The organism is Enterobacter sp. BIDMC 29 (genome assembly GCF_019378755.1).
In the GTDB taxonomy this organism is placed as follows: Bacteria; Pseudomonadota; Gammaproteobacteria; order Enterobacterales; family Enterobacteriaceae; genus Enterobacter; species Enterobacter ludwigii.
On the sequence record NZ_CP080000.1, the window covers coordinates 3,138,708 to 3,164,117 of the forward strand.

30 protein-coding genes are annotated in these 25,410 nt (G+C 56.0%); 16 read left to right on the forward strand and 14 right to left on the reverse strand.

Translation table 11 applies throughout. The features are described from left to right. Positions 1-2: 2 nt before the first annotated feature. The 9 genes from JTA15_RS13690 to JTA15_RS13730 all read right to left on the reverse strand — a co-directional run bounded on the left by JTA15_RS13690 (position 3) and on the right by JTA15_RS13730 (position 7,226). The gene (locus JTA15_RS13690; protein ID WP_014171547.1) at positions 3-533 is read right to left on the reverse strand and encodes a cupin domain-containing protein; all 531 of its coding nucleotides are present in this window, start codon (positions 531-533) and stop codon (positions 3-5) included. A gap of 10 nt (positions 534-543) precedes the next feature. Then, positions 544-1,800 (reverse strand): MFS transporter, encoded by a 1,257-nt coding sequence (locus JTA15_RS13695; protein WP_025203265.1) that lies wholly within the window; start codon positions 1,798-1,800, stop codon positions 544-546. Positions 1,801-1,825: 25 nt separating this feature from the next. After that, positions 1,826-3,013, reverse strand: coding sequence for an NAD(P)/FAD-dependent oxidoreductase (locus tag JTA15_RS13700; RefSeq protein WP_183516708.1), 1,188 nt, complete (start codon positions 3,011-3,013; stop codon positions 1,826-1,828). After that, positions 3,010-3,936, reverse strand: coding sequence for a VOC family protein (locus JTA15_RS13705; RefSeq protein WP_219372406.1), 927 nt, complete (start codon positions 3,934-3,936; stop codon positions 3,010-3,012). The genes JTA15_RS13700 and JTA15_RS13705 overlap by 4 nt, the downstream gene beginning before the upstream one ends. A 78-nt stretch (positions 3,937-4,014) precedes the next feature. Beyond that, positions 4,015-4,803 carry an IclR family transcriptional regulator gene (locus JTA15_RS13710; RefSeq protein WP_020883705.1) on the reverse strand — a complete coding sequence of 263 codons (789 nt, stop codon included), beginning with the start codon at positions 4,801-4,803 and terminating at the stop codon, positions 4,015-4,017. A 12-nt stretch (positions 4,804-4,815) separates the two neighbouring features. After that, complete coding sequence (locus tag JTA15_RS13715; RefSeq protein ID WP_073396425.1) at positions 4,816-5,565, reverse strand: SDR family oxidoreductase; 750 nt, start codon at positions 5,563-5,565, stop codon at positions 4,816-4,818. Further along, positions 5,565-6,587, reverse strand: coding sequence for an aromatic ring-hydroxylating dioxygenase subunit alpha (locus JTA15_RS13720; RefSeq protein ID WP_020883703.1), 1,023 nt, complete (start codon positions 6,585-6,587; stop codon positions 5,565-5,567). The genes JTA15_RS13715 and JTA15_RS13720 overlap by 1 nt, the downstream gene beginning before the upstream one ends. Positions 6,588-6,597: 10 nt before the next feature. Continuing rightward, positions 6,598-6,906: a recombinase-like helix-turn-helix domain-containing protein gene (locus tag JTA15_RS13725; RefSeq protein ID WP_014171555.1), complete on the reverse strand. Its 309-nt coding sequence runs from the start codon at positions 6,904-6,906 to the stop codon at positions 6,598-6,600. Next, complete coding sequence (locus JTA15_RS13730) at positions 6,903-7,226, reverse strand: non-heme iron oxygenase ferredoxin subunit (protein WP_013098654.1); 324 nt, start codon at positions 7,224-7,226, stop codon at positions 6,903-6,905. The genes JTA15_RS13725 and JTA15_RS13730 overlap by 4 nt, the downstream gene beginning before the upstream one ends. Before the next feature lie 417 nt (positions 7,227-7,643). Here JTA15_RS13730 and JTA15_RS13735 point away from each other — a divergent pair, with 417 nt between their 5' ends. Beyond that, entirely contained in the window at positions 7,644-8,855 is a 1,212-nt protein-coding gene (locus JTA15_RS13735; RefSeq protein WP_219372407.1) for an MFS transporter, read from the forward strand. A gap of 3 nt (positions 8,856-8,858) precedes the next feature. On the opposite strand, the gene speB is transcribed toward JTA15_RS13735, so the two are convergent. The 3 genes from speB to yqgB all read right to left on the reverse strand — a co-directional run bounded on the left by speB (position 8,859) and on the right by yqgB (position 12,105). Beyond that, entirely contained in the window at positions 8,859-9,779 is a 921-nt protein-coding gene (speB, locus tag JTA15_RS13740) for an agmatinase (RefSeq protein ID WP_014071686.1), read from the reverse strand. 209 nt (positions 9,780-9,988) lie between these two features. Further along, entirely contained in the window at positions 9,989-11,965 is a 1,977-nt protein-coding gene (gene speA, locus JTA15_RS13745) for a biosynthetic arginine decarboxylase (protein ID WP_020883700.1), read from the reverse strand. An 8-nt stretch (positions 11,966-11,973) separates the two neighbouring features. Beyond that, positions 11,974-12,105, reverse strand: coding sequence for an acid stress response protein YqgB (yqgB, locus tag JTA15_RS13750; protein WP_071605459.1), 132 nt, complete (start codon positions 12,103-12,105; stop codon positions 11,974-11,976). A gap of 332 nt (positions 12,106-12,437) precedes the next feature. On the opposite strand from yqgB, the gene JTA15_RS13760 reads away from it, so the two are divergent. The 9 genes from JTA15_RS13760 (at position 12,438) to ruvX (ending at position 19,879) form a co-directional block, all read left to right on the forward strand. Continuing rightward, positions 12,438-12,620, forward strand: coding sequence for a hypothetical protein (locus JTA15_RS13760; RefSeq protein WP_025203262.1), 183 nt, complete (start codon positions 12,438-12,440; stop codon positions 12,618-12,620). Positions 12,621-12,767: 147 nt separating this feature from the next. Further along, entirely contained in the window at positions 12,768-13,922 is a 1,155-nt protein-coding gene (gene metK, locus JTA15_RS13765) for a methionine adenosyltransferase (protein ID WP_014171559.1), read from the forward strand. A gap of 367 nt (positions 13,923-14,289) precedes the next feature. Further along, positions 14,290-15,687, forward strand: coding sequence for a galactose/proton symporter (gene galP, locus JTA15_RS13770; RefSeq protein ID WP_014171560.1), 1,398 nt, complete (start codon positions 14,290-14,292; stop codon positions 15,685-15,687). Positions 15,688-15,745: 58 nt separating this feature from the next. Continuing rightward, positions 15,746-16,243, forward strand: a complete 498-nt coding sequence (locus JTA15_RS13775; RefSeq protein WP_032670169.1) for a SprT family zinc-dependent metalloprotease — start codon at positions 15,746-15,748, stop codon at positions 16,241-16,243. A gap of 94 nt (positions 16,244-16,337) precedes the next feature. Continuing rightward, entirely contained in the window at positions 16,338-17,045 is a 708-nt protein-coding gene (gene endA, locus JTA15_RS13780) for a deoxyribonuclease I (RefSeq protein WP_020883698.1), read from the forward strand. Positions 17,046-17,097: 52 nt separating this feature from the next. Beyond that, complete coding sequence (gene rsmE / locus JTA15_RS13785; protein WP_219372408.1) at positions 17,098-17,829, forward strand: 16S rRNA (uracil(1498)-N(3))-methyltransferase; 732 nt, start codon at positions 17,098-17,100, stop codon at positions 17,827-17,829. 39 nt (positions 17,830-17,868) lie between these two features. Beyond that, positions 17,869-18,816 carry a glutathione synthase gene (gshB, locus tag JTA15_RS13790; RefSeq protein ID WP_020883696.1) on the forward strand — a complete coding sequence of 316 codons (948 nt, stop codon included), beginning with the start codon at positions 17,869-17,871 and terminating at the stop codon, positions 18,814-18,816. An 86-nt stretch (positions 18,817-18,902) separates the two neighbouring features. Further along, on the forward strand, positions 18,903-19,463 hold the full coding sequence (locus JTA15_RS13795) for a YqgE/AlgH family protein (RefSeq protein ID WP_163329648.1): 561 nt from the start codon (positions 18,903-18,905) through the stop codon (positions 19,461-19,463). Further along, a complete protein-coding gene (ruvX, locus tag JTA15_RS13800; RefSeq protein WP_014171567.1) occupies positions 19,463-19,879 on the forward strand; it encodes a Holliday junction resolvase RuvX in 417 nt (138 codons plus the stop codon). The genes JTA15_RS13795 and ruvX overlap by 1 nt, the downstream gene beginning before the upstream one ends. On the opposite strand, the gene JTA15_RS13805 is transcribed toward ruvX, so the two are convergent. Then, positions 19,845-20,870, reverse strand: a complete 1,026-nt coding sequence (locus JTA15_RS13805) for a type IV pilus twitching motility protein PilT (protein WP_219372409.1) — start codon at positions 20,868-20,870, stop codon at positions 19,845-19,847. The genes ruvX and JTA15_RS13805 overlap by 35 nt on opposite strands. 17 nt (positions 20,871-20,887) lie before the next feature. On the opposite strand from JTA15_RS13805, the gene JTA15_RS13810 reads away from it, so the two are divergent. From JTA15_RS13810 to JTA15_RS13835, 6 genes are all read left to right on the forward strand, one after another. Then, positions 20,888-21,589 carry a YggS family pyridoxal phosphate-dependent enzyme gene (locus tag JTA15_RS13810; protein WP_219372410.1) on the forward strand — a complete coding sequence of 234 codons (702 nt, stop codon included), beginning with the start codon at positions 20,888-20,890 and terminating at the stop codon, positions 21,587-21,589. Between the two features lie 21 nt (positions 21,590-21,610). Beyond that, on the forward strand, positions 21,611-22,177 hold the full coding sequence (locus JTA15_RS13815) for a YggT family protein (protein WP_014171570.1): 567 nt from the start codon (positions 21,611-21,613) through the stop codon (positions 22,175-22,177). Beyond that, the gene (gene yggU, locus JTA15_RS13820) at positions 22,174-22,470 is read left to right on the forward strand and encodes a DUF167 family protein YggU (RefSeq protein WP_014885193.1); all 297 of its coding nucleotides are present in this window, start codon (positions 22,174-22,176) and stop codon (positions 22,468-22,470) included. Before JTA15_RS13815 ends, yggU begins: the two co-directional genes overlap by 4 nt. 3 nt (positions 22,471-22,473) lie before the next feature. Further along, the gene (locus JTA15_RS13825) at positions 22,474-23,067 is read left to right on the forward strand and encodes an XTP/dITP diphosphatase (RefSeq protein ID WP_014171572.1); all 594 of its coding nucleotides are present in this window, start codon (positions 22,474-22,476) and stop codon (positions 23,065-23,067) included. After that, positions 23,060-24,202, forward strand: coding sequence for a radical SAM family heme chaperone HemW (hemW, locus tag JTA15_RS13830; protein ID WP_219372411.1), 1,143 nt, complete (start codon positions 23,060-23,062; stop codon positions 24,200-24,202). The genes JTA15_RS13825 and hemW overlap by 8 nt, the downstream gene beginning before the upstream one ends. 63 nt (positions 24,203-24,265) lie before the next feature. Then, positions 24,266-24,628, forward strand: a complete 363-nt coding sequence (locus JTA15_RS13835; RefSeq protein ID WP_219372412.1) for an endonuclease domain-containing protein — start codon at positions 24,266-24,268, stop codon at positions 24,626-24,628. A gap of 61 nt (positions 24,629-24,689) precedes the next feature. On the opposite strand, the gene JTA15_RS13840 is transcribed toward JTA15_RS13835, so the two are convergent. Then, positions 24,690-25,406 (reverse strand): DUF2884 domain-containing protein, encoded by a 717-nt coding sequence (locus JTA15_RS13840; RefSeq protein WP_020883689.1) that lies wholly within the window; start codon positions 25,404-25,406, stop codon positions 24,690-24,692. Positions 25,407-25,410 lie beyond the last annotated feature (4 nt).

The following is a 25,410-nucleotide window of genomic DNA, read 5'->3' on the forward strand; positions in this document are numbered from 1 at the left end:
CCTTAGTTCCGCTTCACTTTCGACAGCGGGTGATCGGCCGGATAGGTCGGGATTTCCGGCTTGTTGGTGCCGAGCATCACGCACATCAGCGCCTCTTCTTCACCATGATTGAACAGACCACGATAGATGCCCGGGGGAACGGAGATCAGATCGCGTTCACGCAGCACGGTTTCGGTGTAGTGATCGCCGTCCTGGATCATCAGCGTGATCTGCCCTTTAAGCATGAAGAACACCTCTTCCACGTCGTCATGCAGATGCAATGGTCCCTCGCACTTCGACGGCAGCACCATGGTGGAGAAGGTAAAGTGCTCAGCCGGCACGGTATTGGTATCGCTTGCCACGCCCGTCGCCCCGGTACCGATGTAGCGCATCTGCGCACGGCGGTATTTAGGATCGAAATCGGCCTGGAACTTCAGCGCGTTCCAGTCATATTTACGCCCTTCAAAGCGCGCAATGCGCGACTCGACCCACTCTTCCATGGTCAGATGGTCAGGTTTAATGCCTGGTTTTGCAGTTACGGTTGAATCAGTCATGACACTCTCCTCAGTAACGTCTCAGCAGCGGCAGTAACAGGACGCAGCCCACCGCCGCCATCACCGCCAGAAAAATCAGCCCGGAATCCATGCTGTGGGTGAAGGCGATCAACGCGCCCATCACCGCCGGCGACAGCGCGCCCGCAAAGTTTCCCAGCCCGTTGAAAATACCGCCCGCCGTCGCGCTCACCCGGGGATGGGTAGCCTTCGCCAGCAGTGCGAAAATGTTCGGCGCACCGGTGCCCCACATAAAGGTGCTAAAGCTCATCGCCGCGATAACGGCCAGCGGGGTATCAAGATGCATGACCGCCGTCAGGCCTAACCCCGCGCCAGCCATCGAGATAAAGCAGGCCACCGCGCGTTTATCGACCCGGTCAGAAAGCCATGCGCCAATCACCTCACCCGCCAGCATGGCAATAAACGGCATCGACGACAGCCAGCCCGCGTGTTCAAGATGAATGCCTTTCCCTTTAATCAGGTAACCCGGCAGCCAGCCATTGATTCCCCACAGGTAGGTGAGAAACGCGATGTTAAAGATGCAGATAATCCAGAAGTGCGGGCTGACAAACAGCTCGCGCCGCGCGGCACGTCGTTCATCCTGTGATTCGCGATCCGCAGCCGGTTTGGCACCCAGACGGATCCCGCGCAGGCCAATGCGCACGAACACCAGCACCGGCACGGTGAGCATCGCCATCACAAAGAAGGTGCTCTGCCAGCCGAAGGCATTCAGCAGCCAGATAGAAAGAGGGAAACCAATCGCCGCGCCTACCGGGGTACCCAGCAGCCACAACATGGTCGCTCGCGCCTGCAGATGCTGCGGGAAGTTATGCCGCACAATGGCAAACGCCAGTGGAAACAGCGGCCCTTCTGCCACGCCCAGCAAAATGCGCAGGACGATCATGACCGTGTAGTTATGGGTAAACCCCATGGCCACCATCAGCACGCACCACACCACCATCATGCCGGTGAGCAGGCGAAGCGGTGCAATCTTGTCCCCCAGTCCGCTTAAAAAGACCGATGAGAAGCCGTAGCTCAACAGAAAGGCGCTCATCAGAATGCCGAGGCGCGTGGTGTCAAAATCAATGCCCATCGCCTGCTGGAAATGGCTGTCGGAAAAGAGCGCCGCAATGCTGATTTTGTCGAAAAATGCCAGCAGCACGCAGGCCAGCAATGACAGCGGGATGGCCCAGCGCACCGCTTTTTCCGGCGTGCGGGTGCCCTCACCGCTTGCCTCAACCGGCGCGGTGTTAGTCTCAAATGTGGTCATGTCTCCCCCTACGGGTGCGGGTTAGCTATCGCAATGACATCAGTGAAAAAGTCGGGTCAGCCAGCGGCACATCGGACAGATCCCTTCCGGCAGCCATCCAGCGCTTCGCCAGCTTGACGGTACGCGCATCGTTGAACGCCACCAGCTGGGTCAGCCGTCCGTTTTCATCCAGTGAGAAAAACAGCGCATTATCCCGGGCAAGGGTTGTGCAGCCGGCCTGCGGAATACCGAGGATCTGAATGTTGTGCTGGTATTGATCCGACCACAGCCACGGCGCGTCGTCATAGCCGGGGGCATCGGGATTGAGCATCGCCTTTGCCGTGGCAACCGCCTGATTCTGGGCAAAGGCCCACGACTGAATACACAGCCCATAGTGATGGTGCTGGGCCACATCACCGGCAGCAAAAATAAACGGATCCGACGTTCGCCCCTGAGCGTCCACCACGATCCCGCGCTCAGTCTGCAGACCCGCATCGCGCGCCAGCTCCAGATTGAGATCAACACCGATCCCGACGACCACGGCATCAAAGGTTTCACGCTTGCCGTCACAGTGAATGACCGGCAGACCATTGTTATCTTCCAGCTCCAGCGTTCCGCAGCCGGTGCGGATATCCACGCCCTGTTCGCGGTGAAGTGTTTCCAGCTGCTGCGATACCTCGGCACTCACCGAACGCATGCACAGCGCGGGCTGCTGCTCAAACAGCGTCACGTCGACGCCACATTTACGCGCGGAGGCCGCAATCTCCAGGCCAATCCAGCCTCCGCCGATAATCGCCAGGTTTTGACTCTCTGCCAGGCGCGCCTTCAGCCGCTGTGCGTCCTGCCAGTGGCGCAGGGTATAGACCTGCGGGTGGGCCGCCCATGCATCGCCCGGCAGACGCGCCCGACCACCGGTAGCGATTAAAAGAATGTTGTAACTAAGGCATTCACCGTTGCTTAAGCGCACCGTTTTCGCGTGACGATCGAGAGATTCCGCGCGCACCGGCCGGCGCCATGTCAGGTTCAATGCCTGTTGCGCCGCTTCAGGAAAGAGACGCGGTAGCGGCGCGTCTGGCTCCAGTAACGCAGCCTTGGACAGCGGCGGGCGTTCGTAGAAATCCCACGCCTCTTCCGCCACGACGCAAATCTCGCCGTCGAAGCCTTCGTCACGCAGGGTTTTCGCCGCCCAGCCACCTGCCTGACCGCCGCCAATAATGACAATGCGCGAGGTCATACCGCCTCCGGCTTTTTCTGCTGACGGCGAGTGTCGTGGTCAATCCCACCCTCTACCGCCCACTCGGTGAACGACACCAGCGAATGTTCCAGCTCGCGCGGCTGCCAGTTTTCGGTGAGGTAATCATCGTTGGTGTAGTATTCAAACGCCCCGCCGGTTGGGCTGTTGACGTACCAGAAATAGGCCGAGGAGACCGGATGACGCCCCGGGCCAATAAAGGTGCTCCAGGCGTTTTTGTTCATCGCTATCCCACCGCCGATCACCTCGTGAATGTCGCGTACGGTAAAGGCCACGTGGTTCAGACCCCGCTTACGGTTAGGCAGCTGAAGAAGGAACAGGTTGTGATGCCCGCCGCGCACGCCACAGCGCAGGAACACCGCACGGTTGATGTAGCGGTCAGACACCTGGAACCCAAGCACCTCACTGTAGAACGTCTCCACCGCCGCCAGCTCCTCCACGAAGAACACCACGTGGCCTACATTAATAGGCTGGGCGCGATCGTAGACCGGGCTTGGCGTGTCGATACGGCGGGCATCGCCCCACTGGTTAATCGGCTCGACGTTCAGCTCCACCGGCACCTGATGGCTGACCTGTACGCGCAGGGTCATGCCGTTCGGATCGCGGCACTCCAGCGCGTCGCCCACCTCACGAAAACCGGGCTGCTTCGCAAGCTTCGGGCGCAGCGCCTCCAGATCGTCCCGGGTGGCGACTGCCCAGGTCATCCGGCGCAACGTATTTCCTGCTTCAAACGCTGGCGGCAGGTCAGGGCTGTCGACAGGATTAAGCTCCACGCGCGCGCCGCTCAGGGTAGTAAAACGCTGGCCGCTGGCATCGCCCGTCAGGCCAAAATCACGCATAAATTTGGCGCAGTGCGTCAGGTTCTCGACGCCAAATTCCAGCTTTTCAATTCCGGTTATACACATCGTTCGTTGCCTCGTCTGGCCCAGATTGGGCGTAAAACATGCCCGACGCAATGAAGCGCCTGGCGTTAACCTGATGATTTAACTGGCCTGTGACAAATACCCTAAGAAGCCAGAAATTTTATCCGCCGCCATGCGGACATCGTTTTGCAGGCGCTCGCGATCGGTCTGCGGGATCTCCTCCGAAGGCACCAGAATGCTCACCACGGCCGCCACCCTTCCGCTGCGGTCATACACCGGATAAACGATGGAGGAGATGCCATGACGGAAGAAGGATTCGCCGATCACATAGCCGCGTGCTTTGTCCTGCTGCACCATCTGCCACAACGCTTCACGGTCGTGGATCTGGCCCGGCGTGTTGCCCGGTAGACGCTCGTGCGGGAACAGCTGTTCGAAATCGGCTCGCGAAATATCGGTCAGCAGCATGCGCCCCAGCGACGTGCAGTGCACCGGCAAACGGGTACCAATGCTCACCTGATTGATGCGAGAACCGGCGGCGCTGACGCGGGCGATATAGATGATGTCGCGCCCGTCGCGGATCGCCAGATGACTGCTGCACTGGCTGACGTCACGCAGCTGCTCGATGACCGGCTGACCGACCTGCGCCACATCCAGTGAGGCGATGTATTCAAAGCCCAGACGCAGGACGTTCATGCCAAGCGAGAAGGTATTGGTTCGCGTGTTGCGCTCCAGAAAACCCATGTATTCCAGCGTTTGTACCACGCGGTAGGCGGTGGCTTTCGGCATATCGACCAGCCTGTGCAGCTCGGCAAAGGTCAGTTCACGGTGCTGCTCGCCAAAGGCCAGCAGCAGCTGTAAGCCTCGCTCCAGCCCGGGCACCAGGTACTTCACTTCGTGATCGCTTGCCATATTTGCTTTACCTCAGTTAAAGACAAAACCGCCGTTGACCGGAATCAGCTGGCCGGTGATAAACCGCGACAGATCGCTTAACAGCCAGACCACGCTGCCGGTGACGTCTTCCGGCTGCTGCGCCCCGGTGAGCGCCCGGCCGTTTTCGTAAAGCTGATGCCGCTCTGCAGGAACATATTCCGTCGCTTCGACGCGGGTTAAGCCCGGGGCGATGGCGTTAATACGAATGCGTTTTTCACCCAGCTCGCGCGCCATTGAACGGGTCATGGCAATCACGGCGCCCTTGCTGGCCACGTAGGCCATCAGACGCGGCGCGCCCCACAGCGCGGTATCGGAAGCCACATTGACAATGGCTGCCCCTTCGCGCAGCAGCGGTACCGCATCCCGGGTAACCAGCCAGGTGCCTTTGACGTTAACGCTCATCACCCGGTCCCACAGATCCGGATCGTAATCAAGCATGTCCTTGCCGCCGACCCCGGTCGCCATCGCCGCGTTATTGACCAGACCGTCGATCGGTCCCTGTTTGCCAATGGTGCTGAACACCCGCGAAATGGAGAGCGGATCGGCCAGATCGATAACGTGTGATTCAATCACATAGCCCTTCTCACTTAAGCCATGCGCGCTTTCAGCCAGCTCGCCCTGAAGGATGTCGCACATCACCACCGCCGCGCCCTGCTCTGCGCAGGCTTTCGCGAAATGAAAGCCCAGCCCACGCGCGGCACCGGTCACCACGATGCGTTTCCCGTTCAGCAGCCCATTCATCAGGCGGCTCCCTGCTGAGCTTCACGCGCCGCCAGCTGCTCTTTCGCCGCTTTTTGCATCATGCGGCGCAGGCGCGAAAGGCCCACATCATGCTGGTAAAGGTATTCATGTTCCCGTGCATCTGGCGCCATGCTCTCCAGCACCACGCGGTCCTGCTCAAGGACTTCCCAGTGCAGTTTTTCCAGACGGTTACGGTACATGAAACGCCACATATCGCGCTGCCAGCCCTGCACGCGGCGGATACGCCAGAAGAAGACGCGGCAGTTATCGTTATCTTCCGGCACCACCATGCCAACAATGAAGAAGTGACCGCCCGGCCCGAAACGCTTCTTATAAGGAATGGACAAACGCATCCAGTAGGTGCCGCTGTTGCCCAGTTCAACCCAGTCGAAGTTGACGCCGCTCTGGCCTTTTTTCTCGAAGATAAACCCGGTTTTCGTCGGCTGCAGAACCATATCCGCTTTGCGATCCCCTTCCGCCATGGAGTGCGACGAAGAGTGCAGATAGGTGCCGTGCATCGGGTCCATCACGTTTTCCAGTGCGTACTGGTAATTGCATTTCCACGCTGCGGTGCAGAGGAAATTGCTGTAGGCGTCGGTGTCAGCCAGTTCGTCCGGGAAGCTCAGTTCGTCGGGTTGCTGATCGGCGGTAACGCCAAACCAAAGGAAGATGGCCCCGTGCACTTCCTGCACGTTGTAGCTGCGCACACACTGCTGGCCGACCAGCGGACATTTGTCCACCGCAGGCACATCCTTCACTTCGCCGTTGCCCGCCACTTCCACGCCGTGATACCAGCAGGCGATACGATCGCCCAGATTCCAGCCCATCGACAGACGCGCGCCACGGTGCGGACAGCGATCTTCCAGCGCCTGCACCTGGCCATCCTTGTTGCGCCAGACCACAATCTGTTCACCCAGACGGGTGATCCCCACGGGCGCAGACTGAACTTCCCAACTGGCCAGCACCGGGTACCAGAGGCCGCGCAGACCTTTATCAAGATAGTTTTGTACGGTAGTCGTCATCGCATTGCCCTCAGTAGCCGTTAACCTGTAAGAAAGCCTGGAAGCTGGCATCACTCCATGGCTCGCCCTGCTGATCGTGCATACGTACCGCGTTCAGCCCGTTGACCAGTTCCGGCACGGTTTCCGCGCCCTGTTCGAAAAGGTCTTCCAGCGTGGAGATAAGCGTGATTTCCCAGTTTTCCGGTACGCGGCTGCGGGTCTGCCAGATCAGGTTCTGGTAATCACCGGGCTTATGGATGGCGCCGTTACCGCCCTCAGCCGGAGGGGTAAACTGACGGCTTTCCGGCAGCGCCGGGTTGAAGTTCAGACTTTCGCTCATGCCACTGTCTCCTCGACGAAGGTAATCTGGATCTGGTTTTCAAATACCCGAACCGGGTAACGATTGAGGTTACGTCCGCCGGGGCCGTGCAGGCACTGGCCGGTTTTGACATCGAAAACCGCCTCATGCAGCGGACATTCCACTTTACCGTCCTCGACGAAACCCTGACTCAGCAGCGCGTAAGCGTGCGGGCATACGTCTTCCAGCGCGTAATATTCGCCATCAATCAAATAAACGCCGATCTCTTTGCCCTCGACGTTACCGCTAAAAGGGAAATCTTCCTGTACTTGTTCTGCGTCACATACGCCTATCCAGCTCATCACGATCCTCCAGGCTTTTGTTTCATATATGAAACTCTGTTTCTTATTTAATACGGTCAATATAAAAGCGATGAATGTTTCGTCAAGCACGAATGTGACGAATTTGTTAATCAGTCGAGGTTTAATTAGCTAAGTGTGCAAGCGATCACGAAAAAATGCAGCGATATGAAATTTTCATTATTCAGGCGTGAATGAATACATTTTTTTGATGATCTTTTATTTTTTAAAATAGAGATTGACTTCTTTTCTTTTTATTCCTTAAAAATTATATACGCGCATACCTCTGGCGTTTCACCTGTGAAACTTTAATTTAATTTATCTCATTAAAACAATGAGTTTCATAGGTGAACCATTTTAGTTACGTGACAATAACGTTCATAAAAAATATAAACAGACAGCACGATTAAGGCGGATTAAATGACGGCAAGATGGCAAGGCACGTTGGCACTTCTGGTGCTCATTATTATTTCCTACGTTGACCGCGTAAATATCTCGGTGATGATTTTAAACCCTGAATTTGCCGAACATTTTCAGCTAAATGAAAACAGAATGTTACAAGGAATGCTCATGACCTGCTTTTTGCTGGGTTATGGTTTTTCCGCTTTACTATTGACCCCAGTTATCGAAAGCAAATTACATTATCGACAGGGATTGTTAACCAGCATTGCGATATGGGCCGTGGTCTGCGCCATCTCGCCACTGCTGGGGTCGCTGATGGGCATGCTCATCGCCCGACTGATTTTGGGCATTGCCGAAGGCCCACTCTTTTCACTGAAAACACGCTTTATCAGCGATAACTTTAGCGCCGGGGAAATTGGTAAGCCCAACGCCGTTACCGCGCTGGGCGTTTCACTGGGGCTGGCGGTAGGCTTTCCGCTGATCGCCTGGCTGATGGCACACCTTGGCTGGGCGGGCTCATTTTATGCCCTCGCGGCGATCAATCTGGCGCTGGGTGGAGGGTTAATCTGGCGTTTCCTGCCGGCCCCTCAACATACGGAAAAGCGCCGAACGTCCGGGTTTGTGCAGACCTTTACGCTTGCCTGGCAGACGCCGCTTCTGGGCTGGATCCTGCTGGTTGAAATCGCCACGCTGAGTTATCTCTGGGGCAGCAGCGCCTGGCTTCCGGCCTGGCTGCGCGATGAACACCACTTCTCCCTGCACGCGACCGGCTTTCTCGCGGCTATCCCCTTCCTGCTGAGTCTTGGCTCAAAGTTTCTGGGCGGTGTGCTGCTCGACAAAATGCGCCCGGACCAGGCACCGCTGCTGTTTGTGGTGGGCGGGATCTTAACGGCGAGTTCCGTCGTCATGCTGATGCTGAGCCACCAGCCCGGCTGGCTGGCGCTATTTATGCTCTCGGCCAATATTTTCTGGGGACTTCAGGGGGCAGCCATTCCGGCGGTTATCCAGCATCATGCGGCGCGGGAAGCCGTTGGCAGTGCCTACGGGATCATCAACGGGATTGGGAATATTTGCGCGGCGTTTATTCCGCTGCTGATGGGGATGGTCATGAAATCGGTGGGTTCAGTCAGCTCAGGGTTTTCGGTGCTGGTCGTCTCGCAGGTTATCACCCTGCTGGCAGGAGGCATGTTGCTGCTGCGCATGCGTCGCGCAGCAGCAATCCGGGCGTAAGGCTTATTCGCCTTTTTTCGCGGCCTGGATGTAGAGCATTTCCAGCGCGAGGGTGGCCGCTGCCAGAGCAGTGATCTCTGACTGGTCGTAAGCCGGAGCCACTTCCACCACGTCCATACCCACGATGTTCAGATCCTTCAGGCCGCGCACCAGTTTGATGGCGCGGTCAGAGGTCAGGCCGCCGATCACCGGCGTGCCGGTGCCCGGGGCAAACGCCGGATCCAGGCAGTCGATATCGAAGGTCAGGTAAACCGGCATATCGCCGACAATCTGTTTTACCTGAGCGATGATGTCATCCACGCCGCGATCGTTCACCTGGCCGGCATCCAGCACGGTGAAGCCATTATCTTTATCAAACTCGGTACGAATACCAATCTGCACAGAGTGGTTTGGATCGATCAGACCTTCGTTTGGCGCGGTGAAGAACATGGTGCCATGGTCGAATTCACAGCCGTTCGCATAGGTGTCGGTATGGGCATCAAAATGCACCAGCGCCATCTTACCGAAGTGCTTCGCGTGAGCACGCAGCAGCGGCAGCGTGACGAAGTGGTCACCCCCGAAGGAGAGCATGCGTTTACCGGCAGCCAGAAGTTTTTCGGCATGGGCCTGCAGTTTTTCACTCATCTCGCGCGCGTCGCCAAAGGCGTACACCAGGTCACCGCAGTCAACCACGTTCAGGCGCTCGCGCATGTCGAAGTTCCACGGGAAGCGGTTGTGCTCCCAGGCCAGGTTAGTGGAGACCTGACGAATAGCTGCCGGACCATGACGGCCACCAGCACGGCCTGACGTGGCCATATCAAACGGCACGCCGGTGATCACCCAGTCAGCGTCACTGTCGTACGGCTGGAAGTTCATCGGGAGACGTAAAAAACCAAACGCGTTAGATACCAGAGAGTTATCGTACTGATGGCCTAAAGTGCTCATGTCCTGACCTCTTTAAAGTCGATACATTAAAAACAGATGAAAAAAAATCCCCTCCGCGTCGTTAAACCCGACGAGGAAGGGATTGATTTGTAAATCGCTTATTGGGGCGAATTATCGCCGCTAATTCATACGGGTTCAAGTGAGTATAGGCGAGGGTACTGCCCCTTGCCCTCACGCCGCCCCTCTCCAACAGAGAGAGGCAGGTTTACTTACTCGTCTTCCAGATAGGTGTATCCGTAAAGACCCGCTTCAAACTCTTCCAGGAACTGCTGCTGCAGCGCATCGTCCAGACCGGTATTTTTCACCTGGTCACGGAACTGGGTCAGCAGCTTTTTCGGATCCAGCTGAACGTATTCGAGCATATCCGCCACGGTGTCCCCCTCGTCGGACAGCTCAACTTCCACGCTGCCGTCAGGGAAGACAAACACGTCAACCGCTTCGGTGTCACCGAACAGGTTATGCATGTTGCCGAGGATCTCCTGATAAGCACCGACCATGAAGAAGCCCAGCATCGGCGGGTTCTCCGGATCGTACTCTGGCATAGGCATCGTGGTCGCGATACCGTCGCCGTCAACGTAGTGATCGATAGCACCGTCGGAGTCGCAGGTGATGTCCAGCAGCACCGCACGACGTTCCGGGGCGTGGTTCAGCCCTTCCAGCGGCAGAACCGGGAACAGCTGATCGATACCCCAGGCATCCGGCATCGACTGGAACAGCGAGAAGTTGACGTACATTTTGTCCGCCATGCGCTCCTGCAGTTCGTCAATAATCGGACGGTGAGCACGGTTGCTCGGGTCCAGCTGCTGCTGTACGTCGTGACACATGTTCAGATAAAGCTGCTCTGCCCATGCGCGTTCCTGCAGGCTGAACGTGCCCGATGAATACCCCACATGAATATCATGCAGATCCATCTGGCTGTCGTGCAGCCACTCGCGCAGCGAACGGCGGGTACCCGGCTCGTGCATCTCCTGCCAGGTCTCCCACATGCTTTGCAGCGCACGAGGCGCGTCCTCAGCCGGCGGGGTTACCTCGGAAATTTCACTGCGTTCAACGCCGATAATGTTCGATACCAGCACGGTGTGGTGTGCGGTAACCGCGCGACCAGACTCAGTGATCACCGTTGGGTGCGGCAGGCCGTGCTCTTCACAGGCATCGCCAATCGCCCAGATGATGTTATTGGCATATTCGTTCAGGCCGTAGTTCACGGAACAGTCGGACTGCGAGCGGGTACCTTCATAATCCACGCCCAGACCACCGCCCACGTCGAAGCACTGAATGTTTACGCCAAGCTTGTGCAGCTCAACGTAAAAACGTGCTGATTCGCGTACGCCGGTGGCGATGTCGCGAATGTTGGCCATCTGCGAGCCGAGGTGGAAGTGCAACAGCTGAATGCTGTCCAGACGACCACGCTCACGCAGAATCTCAACCAGCTGCAGAACCTGGGTCGCCGCGAGACCAAATTTGGATTTTTCGCCGCCTGAGGACTGCCATTTACCGGAACCCTGCGACGCCAGACGCGCACGCACGCCCAGACGCGGGATAACGTTCAGACGCTCCGCCTCTTCCAGCACGATAGCGATCTCTGTCATCTTCTCGATTACCAGATAGACCTTGTGGCCCATCTTTTCGCCAATCAGCGCCAGACGAATGTATTCACGGTCTTTATAACCGTTACAGACGATCACCGAACGGGTCATGCCAGCATGTGCCAGCACGGCCATCAGCTCCGCTTTGGAACCCGCTTCCAGGCCCAGCGGTTCACCGGAGTGGATCAGGGATTCAATCACGCGGCGGTGCTGGTTCACCTTGATAGGGTAAACCAGGAAGTAATCGCCTTTATAGCCGTAAGATTCACGCGCGCGTTTAAACGCGGCGTTAATGGAACGCAGACGATGTTGCAGGATCTGCGGGAAGCAGAACAGTGCAGGCAAACGCTGGCCCTGCGCCTCGCGTGCTTTCACCAGTTTGGCGAGATCCACGCGCGCTTCAGGAACGTCAGGATCCGGGCAAACGCTGATATGGCCCAGTTCGTTGACGTCGTAGTAGTTATTGCCCCACCAGGCAATATTGTAAGTGCGCAGCATCTTGCTGGCTTCCTGGGAGCTCATCGCAACCTCCTGCATGGAACGTAGTACACCCTGTTCGCCCGCTGACGAAGGCGAAAGCGAAGACATGTCGTCAGACATAGCGAACCTCAACTCTTTGTATTAAGTGTAAAACAGTTGACTACTATCGCAGCGTTATACGGCGATAACAACCCATAAACGGATCCATTTCCCAGCAGACTATGCTGAAAACCAGACCGTGCGACCGGTTTCATATTCATATCATTGTAAACACGTGTCCGAACTTAATTATGACAACGTTCGGCGAAACCACGAGAAAACTCTTGTCTTAACAAGAGCGCCCTTGTTCAGTTTTCACAAAGCGTGACCGGCCCTGGAATCCTGAGAAGCCCCGAGATGGGTATAACATCGGCAGGTTTGCAGATTAGAAATGCGGGTTGCGGGAATCAAATACGCGCCAGAACGGCTGCGCTGAATTAGCGGAAAACACTGGTTCATTATCTCGTATCACCTCCACGGCCGCTCCTGCTGAAACGGACCACAAGCCAAAGCTAAAAGTTCACTGCTTAACCCGGCTGGAAGTGGCGACACGATGAGTTCATCGAGCGCTTATTGGTATGAGCCGCGCGCCGCGTTTTATACCGAGAACAGGGGTAAATTGCAAAAGATAAATGCGCGGGTTGCCAGCGCCGTCAGGAAAAATTTCCAGCAGCGAATTCAACTCAGTGAGAGGTTAGTCAAAAAAAACTGGAAATCGGGCGAAGAACTGACCTAAAATAGCCATCCAGATGTTAATCCATCCATACTGATTAACACTCAGACTGCCAGTGTCATTAACCTGCAGGCCTTGGTAGAATTATCTCCTTTGGCTATTCCACACAGCAGCTTGAGCTAAACAAATTCCTTTTAGGTGAAATAAAACATGGCAAAACACCTGTTTACGTCCGAGTCCGTATCAGAAGGACATCCAGATAAAATTGCTGACCAAATCTCCGATGCGGTGCTTGATGCGATCCTGACGCAGGATCCAAAAGCGCGCGTCGCGTGTGAAACCTACGTCAAAACCGGCATGGTTCTGGTTGGCGGTGAGATCACCACCAGCGCATGGGTGGATATCGAAGAGATCACCCGTAACACGGTTCGTGAGATCGGTTATGTCCATTCTGATATGGGCTTTGATGCCAACTCTTGCGCGGTACTGAGCGCAATTGGCAAACAGTCTCCGGACATCAACCAGGGCGTTGACCGTGCCGATCCGCTGGAACAGGGCGCGGGCGACCAGGGCCTGATGTTTGGTTATGCAACCAACGAAACTGACGTGCTGATGCCAGCGCCAGTGACCTACGCACACCGTCTGGTGCAGCGTCAGGCTGAAGTGCGCAAGAATGGCACCCTGCCGTGGCTGCGTCCTGATGCGAAAAGCCAGGTGACCTTCCAGTACGACGACGGCAAAATCGTCGGTATTGACGCGGTCGTTCTGTCTACTCAGCATTCCGAAGAGATCGACCAGAAATCCCTGCAGGAAGCAGTGATGGAAGAGATCATCAAGCCGGTTCTGCCAACTGAATGGCTGAGCTCCGCAACCAAATACTTCATCAACCCAACCGGACGCTTTGTTATCGGCGGCCCAATGGGTGACTGCGGTCTGACCGGCCGTAAAATCATCGTTGATACCTACGGCGGCATGGCGCGTCACGGTGGCGGTGCCTTCTCCGGTAAAGACCCGTCTAAAGTTGACCGTTCTGCTGCGTACGCTGCGCGTTATGTTGCGAAAAACATCGTTGCTGCTGGCCTGGCTGACCGCTGTGAGATTCAGGTTTCCTACGCTATCGGCGTGGCTGAACCGACCTCCATCATGGTTGAAACCTTTGGTACCGAGAAAGTGCCATCCGAGCAACTGACGCTGCTGGTGCGCGAGTTCTTTGACCTGCGCCCATACGGTCTGATTCAGATGCTGGATCTGCTGCACCCAATCTACAAAGAAACCGCTGCATACGGTCACTTTGGTCGTGAACATTTTCCATGGGAAAAAACCGACAAAGCCGCTCTGCTGCGTGAAGCTGCTGGTCTGAAATAATCGACTGACAGCGAATGTTAAAAAAGGCCAGCCCCGTGCTGGCCTTTTGCTTTTGTCAGCCAGAGAGCCTGACATTGCGCTTTGCGTGAAACCGATTACACTCCACCCGATATACCTCGCTTTCAGAATAATCTCTTTGCATGATCGCATGTCTTATGCTGTTACATTTCCTTTCAGTTAAGTCTGAAATTCATTCAAACGCGATGCGCATCAACTAATTTACCTCTATATTTTCAAAGCTTTAATTTTATTTACGGTTGCAGACTAGTGTAACCGATTACACCAATGTGATTTATCTCACATATTTATACGGGTTGCTCACTTACCCTTAACATCGATAAAACTGATAACCCAACTGGAGGGCATAATGCCTGACAATAAAAAACAGGGGCGTACGTCCAATAAGGCGATGACATTTTTCGTCTGCTTCCTCGCCGCCCTGGCAGGATTACTTTTTGGCCTGGACATTGGCGTGATTGCCGGTGCGTTACCCTTTATCACTGAAGAGTTCCAGATAAGCGCTCACACCCAGGAGTGGGTAGTAAGTTCCATGATGTTTGGTGCGGCCGTGGGTGCCGTGGGCAGCGGCTGGCTCTCTTTCAGGCTAGGCCGCAAAAAGAGCCTGATGATCGGTGCAATCCTGTTTGTTGCCGGTTCGCTCTTCTCAGCAGCGGCTCCAAACGTTGAGGTATTGCTGCTTTCTCGCGTGCTGCTTGGCCTGGCCGTGGGTGTGGCGTCGTATACCGCCCCACTCTATCTCTCTGAAATCGCACCCGAGAAAATCCGTGGCAGTATGATTTCGATGTACCAGCTGATGATCACCATCGGCATCCTCGGAGCTTACCTTTCCGATACCGCGTTCAGCTACAGCGGCGCATGGCGCTGGATGCTTGGCGTGATCATTATCCCTGCCATTCTGCTGCTGATTGGCGTTTTCTTCCTGCCGGACAGCCCACGCTGGTTTGCAGCGAAGCGTCGTTTCGTCGATGCCGAACGCGTGCTGCTGCGACTGCGCGATACCAGCGCGGAAGCGAAAAACGAACTGGAAGAGATCCGCGAGAGCCTGAAGGTAAAACAGTCAGGCTGGGCGCTGTTTAAAGAGAACAGCAACTTCCGTCGTGCGGTATTCCTGGGCGTGCTCCTGCAGGTGATGCAGCAGTTCACCGGGATGAACGTCATCATGTACTACGCGCCAAAAATCTTTGAACTGGCGGGGTATACCAACACCACCGAGCAGATGTGGGGGACCGTCATCGTTGGGTTGACCAACGTTCTGGCGACCTTTATCGCTATCGGTCTGGTGGACCGCTGGGGCCGTAAGCCAACCCTGACGCTGGGCTTCCTGGTGATGGCCGCCGGTATGGGTGTTCTCGGCACGATGATGCACGTGGGGATTCACTCTCCAACCGCCCAGTATTTCGCTGTGGGGATGTTGCTGATGTTTATCGTCGGGTTTGCGATGAGCGCCGGTCCGCTGATTTGGGTGCTGTGCTCTGAAATCCAGCCGCTGAAAGGGCGTGATTTCGGTATCACCTGCTCCACCGCGACCAACTGGATTGCCAACATGATTGTCGGTGCGACGTTCCTGACCATGCTCAATACGCTGGGCAACGCGAACACCTTCTGGGTCTACTCCGGCCTGAACATCTTCTTTATTGTTCTGACGCTGTGGCTGGTTCCTGAAACCAAACACGTGTCACTGGAACATATTGAACGTAACCTGATGAAGGGTCGTCCACTGCGCGAGATTGGCGCACACGACTAATTCTCTGGCGGGAGGTGCCTCTTGCACCTCCCCGCTTCGCGCTTTATGCTCTGCCCCTATGAAAGCACCCCGTCTCCCCATCGCCCTTCAGCAAGCCGTTATGCGCAGCCTGCGGGAAAAACTCGCCCAGGCCAACCTGAAACTCGGCCGGAATTACCCTGAGCCGAAACTCGTCTACCAACAGCGTGGCACGGCGGCGGGCACGGCGTGGCTCGAATCCTATGAGATCCGTCTGAACCCGGTGCTGATGCTGGAAAATCAGCAGGCGTTTATTGAGGAAGTGGTGCCGCACGAGCTGGCGCACCTGCTGGTATGGAAACACTTTGGCCGCGTGGCACCCCACGGCAAAGAGTGGAAGTGGATGATGGAAGCCGTGCTGGGCGTTCCGGCACGCAGAACCCATCAGTTTGAACTTGAGTCGGTACGCCGCAATACCTTCCCCTACCGCTGCCAGTGTCAGCAGCATCAGCTTACCGTCCGCCGTCATAATCGCGTGGTGCGCGGCGAGGCCACCTACCGTTGCGTCAAATGTGGTGAACCGCTGGTCGCGGAATAACCAACTGAACTTTCAGGAACTTTCCTGATCTGACTGATTGCATACAGGAACAACATTCGTTACGTTGCGGGCTCGTTTTGACACGGAGTGTAAGATGTCCCGTAATTTTTCTCTCGCGGTCGCTTTTCTGGCGACAGCACTCTCCGGCCAGGCTCTGGCCGACGGTATTAACAGTTTCTCCCAGGCAAAAGCGGCAGGCGTAAAGGTCAACGCGGATGTTCCCGGTGATTTTTATTGCGGCTGTAAGATTAACTGGCAGGGTAAAAAAGGGATCGTTGATCTCGAATCCTGCGGCTATAAAGTGCGTAAGAATGAAAACCGCGCCAGCCGCATCGAGTGGGAACACGTGGTGCCGGCATGGCAGTTTGGCCACCAGCGTCAGTGCTGGCAGGATGGCGGTCGTAAAAATTGCGCCAAAGATCCGGTCTATCGCCAGATGGAAAGCGATATGCACAACCTGCAACCCGCGGTTGGCGAGGTGAATGGCGATCGCGGCAACTTTATGTACAGCCAGTGGAACGGCGGAGAGGGTCAGTACGGCCAGTGCGGCATGAAGGTTGATTTTAAAGAGAAAGTCGCTGAGCCCCCGGCCCGCGCGCGCGGCAGTATCGCCCGCACCTATTTCTATATGCGTGACCGTTACGACCTCAACCTTTCCCGCCAGCAGACGCAGCTTTTCAACGCATGGGACAAGCAATATCCGGTGACGGAATGGGAATGCCAGCGTGACGCGCGCATCGCGAAAGTTCAGGGTAATCACAACCCTTACGTCCAGCGGGCTTGCCAGGCGCAAAAGAGCTAACCTACACTAGCGGCAATTCGCTTACACCGCATGACATATGGAATTTCTGACTATGCGCATTCCTCGCATCTACCACCCTGAGCTGATTACCGTCGGCCGCGAAATTGCCCTCTCTGACGATGCCGCCAACCATGTTGGTCGCGTACTGCGCATGGGAGCAGGACAAGCTATTCAGCTGTTTGATGGTTCGAATCAGGTTTTCGACGCGGAAATTACGCGTGCTGATAAAAAAAGCGTGCATGTAACGATATTGCGCGGCGAAGTGGATGACCGTGAATCTCCGCTGCACATACACCTGGGACAGGTGATGTCGCGCGGAGAAAAGATGGAGTTCACCATCCAGAAATCCATTGAACTGGGTGTAAGCCTCATTACGCCACTTTTTTCTGAGCGCTGTGGCGTTAAACTGGATGCGGAACGTCTGAATAAAAAGATCCAGCAGTGGCAGAAAATTGCCATTGCTGCCTGTGAACAGAGTGGCCGCAACCGTATTCCGGAGATCCGCCCGGCGATGGATCTGGAGGACTGGTGTGCTGAAGAGGCAAGCGGGCTGAAGCTCAATCTCCATCCACGCGCCAGCGCCAGCATCAATACGCTGCCGCTACCCGTTGAACGTGTTCGCCTGCTGATTGGTCCGGAAGGCGGCTTGTCCGCTGACGAAATTGCCATGACGGCGCGTTACCAGTTTACTGATATTCTGTTGGGACCTCGCGTTCTGCGTACTGAGACAACGGCACTCACAGCCATTACCGCGCTACAGGTGCGTTTTGGCGATCTGGGTTAACGCTAAGCCTGAGCCCTCAGGCTTTTAACGGAGATGAAAATGATCAAGCTCGGCATCGTGATGGATCCCATCGCAAACATTAACATCAAGAAAGATTCCAGCTTCGCGATGCTGCTGGAAGCGCAGCGTCGCGGCTATGAACTCCACTACATGGAGATGAACGATCTTTACCTGATCAACGGTGAAGCCCGCGCACGTACCCGCATCGTTAACGTCGAGCAGAATTACGACAAATGGTATGAATTCGGCACCGAGCAGGATATTGCCCTTGCCGACCTCAATGTCATTCTGATGCGTAAAGACCCTCCGTTCGACACCGAATACATCTACTGCACCTATATCCTTGAGCGCGCGGAAGAGAAAGGAACGCTGATCGTCAACAAACCGCAGAGCCTGCGCGACTGTAACGAGAAGCTCTACACCGCATGGTTCTCTGACCTGACGCCTGAAACGCTGGTGACCCGCAACAAGGCACAGCTGAAAGCGTTCTGGCAGAAACACGGCGACATCATCATGAAACCGCTGGACGGCATGGGCGGCGCATCTATTTTCCGCGTGAAAGAGAGCGACCCAAATATTGGGGTGATTGCCGAAACGCTGACCGAGCTGGGCACGCGTTACTGCATGGCACAAAACTACCTCCCGGCCATTAAAGATGGCGATAAACGCGTTCTGGTGGTGGATGGTGAACCGGTGCCGTATTGCCTCGCGCGTATCCCGCAGGGCGGCGAAACCCGCGGTAACCTGGCGGCCGGTGGCCGCGGTGAGCCGCGCCCGTTAAGTGAAAGCGACTGGGAAATTGCCCGCCGCGTTGGCCCGACACTGAAAGCCAAGGGCCTGATTTTTGTCGGCCTGGATATCATCGGCGATCGTCTGACCGAAGTGAACGTGACCAGCCCAACCTGTATTCGTGAAATCGAAGCGGAATTCCCGATTTCGATCACCGGAATGCTGATGGACGCCATCGAGAAACGTTTACAGAAATAACCTTTCAATACTATTAGTGACAGCACCCCGGTTTGTCCGCATACTGGGGCTGTCGCTTTTTAAACCAGGAAACAGTACCTCTGACAATGAATTTACAGCATCACTTTCTTATTGCCATGCCTGCTCTCCAGGATCCGATTTTTCGCCGCGCCGTGGTTTATATTTGTGAATACAATGAAGACGGCGCGATGGGCATTATCATCAACAAACCGCTGGAAAACCTGCAGGTTGAAGGGATTCTGGACAAGCTGAAAATTTCGGCTGAAGAGCGTCTGCCGGAAATCAGGCTTGATAAACCGGTGATGCTGGGCGGGCCACTCGCAGAGGATCGCGGTTTTATCCTGCATACGCCGCCGGTCTTCTCTTCCAGTATTCGCATCTCTGACAAGACCGTCATTACGACCTCTCGCGACGTGCTCGAAACGCTGGGTACCGCTGAGCAGCCGTCGGAAGTGCTGGTGGCCCTGGGCTACTCCTCCTGGGAGAAAGGCCAGCTTGAGCAAGAGATCCTCGATAACGCCTGGCTGACCGCGCCTGCGGACATGAACATTCTGTTTAAAACCCCTATTGCCGATCGCTGGCGTGACGCCGCGAAACTGATCGGCATTGATATCCTGACTATGCCTGGCGTAGCGGGGCATGCCTGATGAGCGGAACACTTCTGGCCTTCGATTTTGGCACCAAAAGCATAGGCGTCGCCGTGGGTCAGCGAATCACGGGTACCGCACGCCCGCTCACGGCCCTGAAGGCCAGTGACGGCACACCGGACTGGAACCTCATCGAGCGCCTGCTAAAAGAGTGGCAGCCGGATGACGTCATCGTTGGGTTACCGCTGAACATGGATGGCACTGAACAACCGCTTACCGCCCGAGCGCGTAAGTTCGCCAATAAAATCCATGGCCGCTTTGGCGTCTCCGTGAAGCTCCACGACGAGCGTCTGAGCACCGTTGAAGCACGCGCAGGTCTTTTTGAACACGGCGGCTTCAGGGCTCTCAACAAAGGCAGCGTTGACTCCGCGTCTGCTGTCATCATTCTCGAAAGCTATTTCGAACAGGGTTATTGAGCGCCGGGGCCTGGAGTTGCCCCTGCGCCCGTCTTTCAGCCAGGCTCTGGTCAAAGTTCTGCATCCCCGACTGCTGGCCGGTTTGAATAATACCGGGCAATTGCCACGTTTTTCCTTCGCGAATGAGATTCGCCGCCGCCGGAGTATTCACCAGCAGCTCATAAAGCGCCACGCGCCCGCCCTGCGCATCGGGGAGGAGCTTTTGCGCCAGCACCGCCCGCAGGCTGCCGGCCAGCTGATTGCGCACCGGATCTTTCTCCTGCGCCGGAAACGTATCGACCAGCCGCTCAATCGCCTGCGCTGCCCCGCGGGTATGGAGTGTCGCGAGCACCAGATGTCCGGTTTCCGCCGCCGTCAGCGCGAGGCGGATTGTTTCACTGTCGCGCAGCTCACCCAGCAGTATGACATCAGGATCCTGGCGTAACGCCCCGCGCAGCGCGTCGGCAAATGACGGGCTGTGTTGGCCAATCTCGCGCTGCTGGATCAGGCACCGTTCGCTCTGGTACAGAAACTCCACCGGGTCTTCGAGCGTCAGAATATGCCCGTCAGTATGGTGATTAAGAAAATCCACCATCGCTGCCAGCGTAGTGGACTTACCGCTGCCGGTTGCCCCGGTGACCAGGATCAACCCGTTGTCACTGGATAACAGCTCAGGAACAACCCGTGGCACCCCCAACGCGGAGAGTTGCGGGCAGACCCCGGGCAACAGCCGCAGCGTCATTGAGACGCCGCTTGTCTGTTTAAACACGCTTCCGCGCAGGCGCTGATTGCCCGCCAGGGTAACGGCAAAATCCACCTGCCCGTTCGCCCACCACGTTCCCTGCTGTTCATCGTTGAGCCACGCCTTTAATAGCGTATCGACTTCGGGAGGCGGAAACGGCGCGGGTTCAAGACGACCTGCTCTGCGCCAGCGCGGTGGTGAATCACTGCACAGGTGTAGATCGGAGRCATTATGCTTTACACTAAGGGCCACAATTTCTTCCACATCCATACAATACTCCTCGGAAAATGAACGACATTGCGCACAACCTGGCACAGGTCCGGGACAAAATCTCAGCTGCAGCAACACGTTGCGGCCGTGCTTCAGAAGAAATTACGTTACTTGCAGTGAGTAAAACCAAGCCTGCGAGCGCCATCGCAAATGCGATTGAGGCGGGTCAGCATGCGTTTGGTGAAAACTACGTGCAGGAGGGCGTGGATAAAATTCGCTTCTTCCAGGAACATGGGAAGACGGATCTGCAATGGCACTTTATTGGCCCCTTGCAGTCGAACAAAAGCCGTCTGGTCGCTGAACATTTCGACTGGTGCCATACCATTGACCGTTTGCGTATTGCTTCGCGTCTGAACGACCAGCGCCCTGAAGCGTTACCGCCGCTGAATGTGCTGATTCAGGTCAACATCAGTGACGAAAACAGCAAGTCCGGTATTGCGCTGGAAGAACTGGATGCGCTGGCAGCAGACGTCGTGGCACTGCCGCGCTTAACCCTGCGCGGGTTAATGGCCATCCCGGCACCGGAGTCAAGTTATGAAAGGCAGTTTGCCGTGGCACAGCAAATGGCTGTAGCATTTGAGGCGCTTAAAGCGCGCTATGAAACGGTAGACACGCTTTCTCTGGGCATGTCGGATGATATGGAAGCCGCCATCGCGGCAGGCAGCACTATGGTACGCATCGGCACGGCAATTTTCGGTGCGCGCGATTACACCCAATAATAAGGAAACCTGAGGAACGCCATGAAGACGTTGACTTTCCTGCTTTCAACGGTCATTGAGCTGTATACGATGGCGCTGTTACTGCGCGTCTGGATGCAGTGGGCCCGCTGTGATTTTTACAATCCGTTCTCGCAGTTTGTCGTGAAAATCACGCAACCTATCGTAGGACCGCTGCGTCGCGTCATTCCGGCGATGGGCCCCATTGACAGTGCTTCTCTGCTGGTCGCGTTTATTCTGAGCGTTATCAAAGCGATTGTGCTGTTTATGGTTATCACCTTCCAGCCGATAATCTGGATTGCCGCCGTTCTGATCCTGATAAAAACCGTCGGTCTGCTGATCTTCTGGGTGCTGCTGGTCATGGCGATCATGAGCTGGGTAAGCCAGGGCCGTAGCCCGGTGGAGTACGCGTTAATTCAGCTGGCTGAGCCGCTGCTGCGTCCAATCCGTAACCTGCTTCCGTCTATGGGCGGCATCGATTTCTCTCCGATGATCCTGGTTCTGCTGCTGTACGTCGTGAATATGGGGATCGCTGAGCTGTTACAGTCCACGGGCGATATGCTGCTGCCGGGGCTGTGGATGGCGCTATGAGTGCAGTGAGCACCTGCGCTGACGGGCTGGTTTTACGGCTGTATATTCAGCCGAAAGCCAGCCGTGACAGTATTGTTGGACTGCATGGCGACGAGCTAAAAGTCGCCATCACTGCCCCACCGGTTGATGGCCAGGCGAATGCGCATCTGACCAAATATCTGGCAAAACAGTTTCGTGTCGCCAAAAGCCAGGTGATCATCGAGAAAGGTGAACTTGGGCGGCATAAACAGGTAAAAATTCTCAACCCGCAATCTATCCCGACGGAAGTCGCGGCGCTGACAGAGCAGGATTAAACCATGCAGAAAGTTGTTCTCGCTACCGGTAACGCCGGTAAAGTGCGCGAGCTGGCCTCGCTATTAAATGATTTTGGACTGGATGTCGTTGCACAGACCGAACTGGGTGTGGATTCCGCCGAAGAGACAGGGCTGACGTTTATCGAAAACGCGATCCTGAAAGCGCGCCATGCCGCACAGATTACCGGTTTGCCCGCGATTGCCGACGACTCCGGTCTGGCGGTAGATGCCCTTGGCGGTGCGCCGGGTATCTACTCCGCACGCTATTCAGGCGTCGATGCCACCGACCAGCAGAATCTGGAAAAGCTGCTTGTCGCGCTGAAAGACGTGCCAGATGATAAACGCCAGGCTCAGTTCCACTGCGTACTGGTCTATCTGCGTCATGCCGAAGACCCTACGCCAGTCGTCTGCCACGGCAGCTGGCCGGGTGTGATTACCCGTGAAGCGGCAGGCAGTGGTGGCTTTGGCTACGACCCGATTTTCTTTGTCCCGTCTGAGGGCAAAACCGCTGCGGAACTGTCCCGCGAAGAGAAAAGCGCGATTTCCCACCGTGGACGCGCCCTGAAACTGTTACTGGAAGCACTGCGTAATGGCTAATTTGCCGCCTCTGAGTCTTTATATTCACATCCCGTGGTGCGTGCAGAAATGCCCGTACTGCGATTTCAACTCGCACGCGCTGAAAGGTGAAGTGCCGCATGATGACTACGTTGCGCATCTGCTGGCCGACCTGGATGCCGATGTACCTTACGCACAGGGACGTGAAGTTAAGACCATTTTCATTGGTGGCGGTACGCCGAGCCTGCTTTCTGGCCCGGCGATGCAAACGCTGCTGGACGGCGTGCGTGCGCGCCTGAACCTGGCCGCGGATGCTGAAATAACAATGGAAGCCAACCCCGGCACCGTTGAAGCCGACCGTTTTGTCGATTATCAACGTGCAGGCGTGAACCGCATCTCGATCGGTGTCCAGAGCTTTAGCGAGCCGAAGCTGAAACGTCTGGGACGCATTCACGGCCCGGAAGAGGCAAAGCGCGCGGCAAACCTGGCCACTGGCTTAGGCCTGCGCAGCTTTAACCTGGATTTGATGCACGGCCTGCCGGACCAGTCGCTGGAGGAAGCGCTGGACGATCTGCGTCAGGCGATCGCGCTTAACCCACCGCATCTCTCCTGGTATCAGCTGACTATTGAGCCAAACACGCTGTTTGGTTCCCGTCCGCCGGTGCTGCCGGATGATGACGCCCTGTGGGATATCTTTGAGCAAGGTCATCAGCTTTTGACCGCGGCAGGTTATCAGCAATACGAAACCTCCGCATACGCGAAGCCGGGTTACCAGTGTCAGCACAACCTGAACTACTGGCGCTTTGGTGATTATCTGGGGATTGGCTGTGGCGCGCACGGTAAAGTGACCTTCCCTGACGGGCGCATCCTGCGTACCGCCAAAACGCGTCATCCGCGTGGTTACATGGAAGGCCGCTACCTTGAACGTCAGCATGATGTTGAGGCGGCGGATAAACCGTTTGAGTTCTTTATGAACCGCTTCCGCTTGCTGGAACCCGCACCACGTGCGGAGTTTGCGCGTTATACCGGATTGCCGGAATCCACGATTCGTCCGCAGATTGACGAGGCGCTGGCGCAGGGATATCTCACCGAGTGTGAGGATTACTGGCAGATCACCGAGCACGGCAAACTGTTTTTAAACTCCCTGCTTGAGTTGTTCCTCGCAGAAGATTCCTGAAGGCTGATTCAGGATTTTGCACCCCATTCTGCCGACTGAGGAAAAGGCTGGCAGAGTGTGGGGATGGATATTACTCGTACTTATGCAAAACAGCTCAGACGGGAGCTGACAAAAGAAGAAAGACGGCTTTGGTATCTACTGCGCAGCCGCCGTTTCGAAAATTATAAATTTCGTCGACAACATCCTGTAGATCACTACATTCTGGATTTCGCCTGCTGCGCGGCTCATCTGGCTATTGAACTGGATGGCGGGCAACATGATGAAAAGCAGGAATACGATCGTCAAAGAACGTGCTGGCTTAACGAGAAAGGCTGGTATGTCATTCGATTTTGGAACAACGAACTCTGGAATAACGAAGAGGCGGTGTTAAAAAAGATCCTTGAAACACTGCAAATGCTGCAACCCTCACCCCGGCCCTCTCTCTGAAAGGGAGAGGGAGCAAACCATTCCCTCGCCCCTTTGGGGAGAGGGTTAGGGTGAGGGGAAATTACTTCAGCGTTCCCACCAGCGCCTTGCGGCTATCTTCCAGCGACACCACGCGTTTACAGACGTCTTTGCCGAACTGCTGGAAATCGTCTTCCTGGTTCTTCCACTCGTTCTGAATCGAGGTCTGCAGCCCACCCAGGCTACCGAGCACGCCCTGCAGTGGGTTACCGCCGCCTTTCAGCACCGCTTTAGCCCCCATCTCGTTAATGCTGTCCTGCAGGATGCCACCCATTGCCTGGTTCACCAGCTGCTGACCGTCGGCACGAACCTGATCGATTGCCTTGTAATGGAACGTCAGGCCGTCGGAGCGATGCTCAATAATGCGGTTCATCTGCTCTTTCAGCTGTTTGTCGAGCTTCGTCAGGCGGGTGCGCATGTTACTGCTCTCTCCCACCTCTTTGGTGATGATCTTATCCAGCGCAACGCGGCTCTTCTCTACGCGCGTCAGGGCACCTTCATCAATCCACGGCAGCGCGGTACGCAAATCGGCCTGGTAGTCTTTCGCCTGCTCACGCTGAGCGGGGGTCAGGTTGTACTGTTTACCGTTAAATGTGACGTTCCCGTCCGGCGTAATCACCAGATGACCGTTCTCGCCTTTGACCTGCACGGTTTGCGGGCTTAACACCACGTCATCACGCGGGGTGACGCTACATTTATACTCCGCATGAGCGGTGAATCCGGTTGCCATTAAGGCAACAGCCAGCAACGTTTTGCGCATCTTA

Excerpts from the sequence above, each read along its gene's own strand:
- yqgB (WP_071605459.1), bottom strand. The coding sequence starts at position 12,105 with ATGAATATGAAACCGGTCGCACGGTCTGGTTTTCAGCATAGTCTGCTG.
- gshB (WP_020883696.1), top strand. The coding sequence starts at position 17,869 with ATGATCAAGCTCGGCATCGTGATGGATCCCATCGCAAACATTAACATC.
- ruvX (WP_014171567.1), top strand. The coding sequence starts at position 19,463 with ATGAGCGGAACACTTCTGGCCTTCGATTTTGGCACCAAAAGCATAGGC.
- JTA15_RS13815 (WP_014171570.1), top strand. The coding sequence starts at position 21,611 with ATGAAGACGTTGACTTTCCTGCTTTCAACGGTCATTGAGCTGTATACG.
- JTA15_RS13735 (WP_219372407.1), top strand. The coding sequence starts at position 7,644 with ATGACGGCAAGATGGCAAGGCACGTTGGCACTTCTGGTGCTCATTATT.
- JTA15_RS13775 (WP_032670169.1), top strand. The coding sequence starts at position 15,746 with ATGAAAGCACCCCGTCTCCCCATCGCCCTTCAGCAAGCCGTTATGCGC.
- JTA15_RS13710 (WP_020883705.1), bottom strand. The coding sequence starts at position 4,803 with ATGGCAAGCGATCACGAAGTGAAGTACCTGGTGCCCGGGCTGGAGCGA.
- JTA15_RS13730 (WP_013098654.1), bottom strand. The coding sequence starts at position 7,226 with ATGAGCTGGATAGGCGTATGTGACGCAGAACAAGTACAGGAAGATTTC.
- JTA15_RS13810 (WP_219372410.1), top strand. The coding sequence starts at position 20,888 with ATGAACGACATTGCGCACAACCTGGCACAGGTCCGGGACAAAATCTCA.
- speA (WP_020883700.1), bottom strand. The coding sequence starts at position 11,965 with ATGTCTGACGACATGTCTTCGCTTTCGCCTTCGTCAGCGGGCGAACAG.
- JTA15_RS13700 (WP_183516708.1), bottom strand. The coding sequence starts at position 3,013 with ATGACCTCGCGCATTGTCATTATTGGCGGCGGTCAGGCAGGTGGCTGG.
- JTA15_RS13705 (WP_219372406.1), bottom strand. The coding sequence starts at position 3,936 with ATGTGTATAACCGGAATTGAAAAGCTGGAATTTGGCGTCGAGAACCTG.
- JTA15_RS13825 (WP_014171572.1), top strand. The coding sequence starts at position 22,474 with ATGCAGAAAGTTGTTCTCGCTACCGGTAACGCCGGTAAAGTGCGCGAG.
- galP (WP_014171560.1), top strand. The coding sequence starts at position 14,290 with ATGCCTGACAATAAAAAACAGGGGCGTACGTCCAATAAGGCGATGACA.
- JTA15_RS13715 (WP_073396425.1), bottom strand. The coding sequence starts at position 5,565 with ATGAATGGGCTGCTGAACGGGAAACGCATCGTGGTGACCGGTGCCGCG.
- JTA15_RS13760 (WP_025203262.1), top strand. The coding sequence starts at position 12,438 with ATGAGTTCATCGAGCGCTTATTGGTATGAGCCGCGCGCCGCGTTTTAT.
- JTA15_RS13690 (WP_014171547.1), bottom strand. The coding sequence starts at position 533 with ATGACTGATTCAACCGTAACTGCAAAACCAGGCATTAAACCTGACCAT.
- metK (WP_014171559.1), top strand. The coding sequence starts at position 12,768 with ATGGCAAAACACCTGTTTACGTCCGAGTCCGTATCAGAAGGACATCCA.
- JTA15_RS13795 (WP_163329648.1), top strand. The coding sequence starts at position 18,903 with ATGAATTTACAGCATCACTTTCTTATTGCCATGCCTGCTCTCCAGGAT.
- JTA15_RS13840 (WP_020883689.1), bottom strand. The coding sequence starts at position 25,406 with ATGCGCAAAACGTTGCTGGCTGTTGCCTTAATGGCAACCGGATTCACC.
- JTA15_RS13835 (WP_219372412.1), top strand. The coding sequence starts at position 24,266 with ATGGATATTACTCGTACTTATGCAAAACAGCTCAGACGGGAGCTGACA.
- speB (WP_014071686.1), bottom strand. The coding sequence starts at position 9,779 with ATGAGCACTTTAGGCCATCAGTACGATAACTCTCTGGTATCTAACGCG.
- hemW (WP_219372411.1), top strand. The coding sequence starts at position 23,060 with ATGGCTAATTTGCCGCCTCTGAGTCTTTATATTCACATCCCGTGGTGC.
- endA (WP_020883698.1), top strand. The coding sequence starts at position 16,338 with ATGTCCCGTAATTTTTCTCTCGCGGTCGCTTTTCTGGCGACAGCACTC.
- JTA15_RS13720 (WP_020883703.1), bottom strand. The coding sequence starts at position 6,587 with ATGACGACTACCGTACAAAACTATCTTGATAAAGGTCTGCGCGGCCTC.
- yggU (WP_014885193.1), top strand. The coding sequence starts at position 22,174 with ATGAGTGCAGTGAGCACCTGCGCTGACGGGCTGGTTTTACGGCTGTAT.
- JTA15_RS13725 (WP_014171555.1), bottom strand. The coding sequence starts at position 6,906 with ATGAGCGAAAGTCTGAACTTCAACCCGGCGCTGCCGGAAAGCCGTCAG.
- JTA15_RS13695 (WP_025203265.1), bottom strand. The coding sequence starts at position 1,800 with ATGACCACATTTGAGACTAACACCGCGCCGGTTGAGGCAAGCGGTGAG.
- rsmE (WP_219372408.1), top strand. The coding sequence starts at position 17,098 with ATGCGCATTCCTCGCATCTACCACCCTGAGCTGATTACCGTCGGCCGC.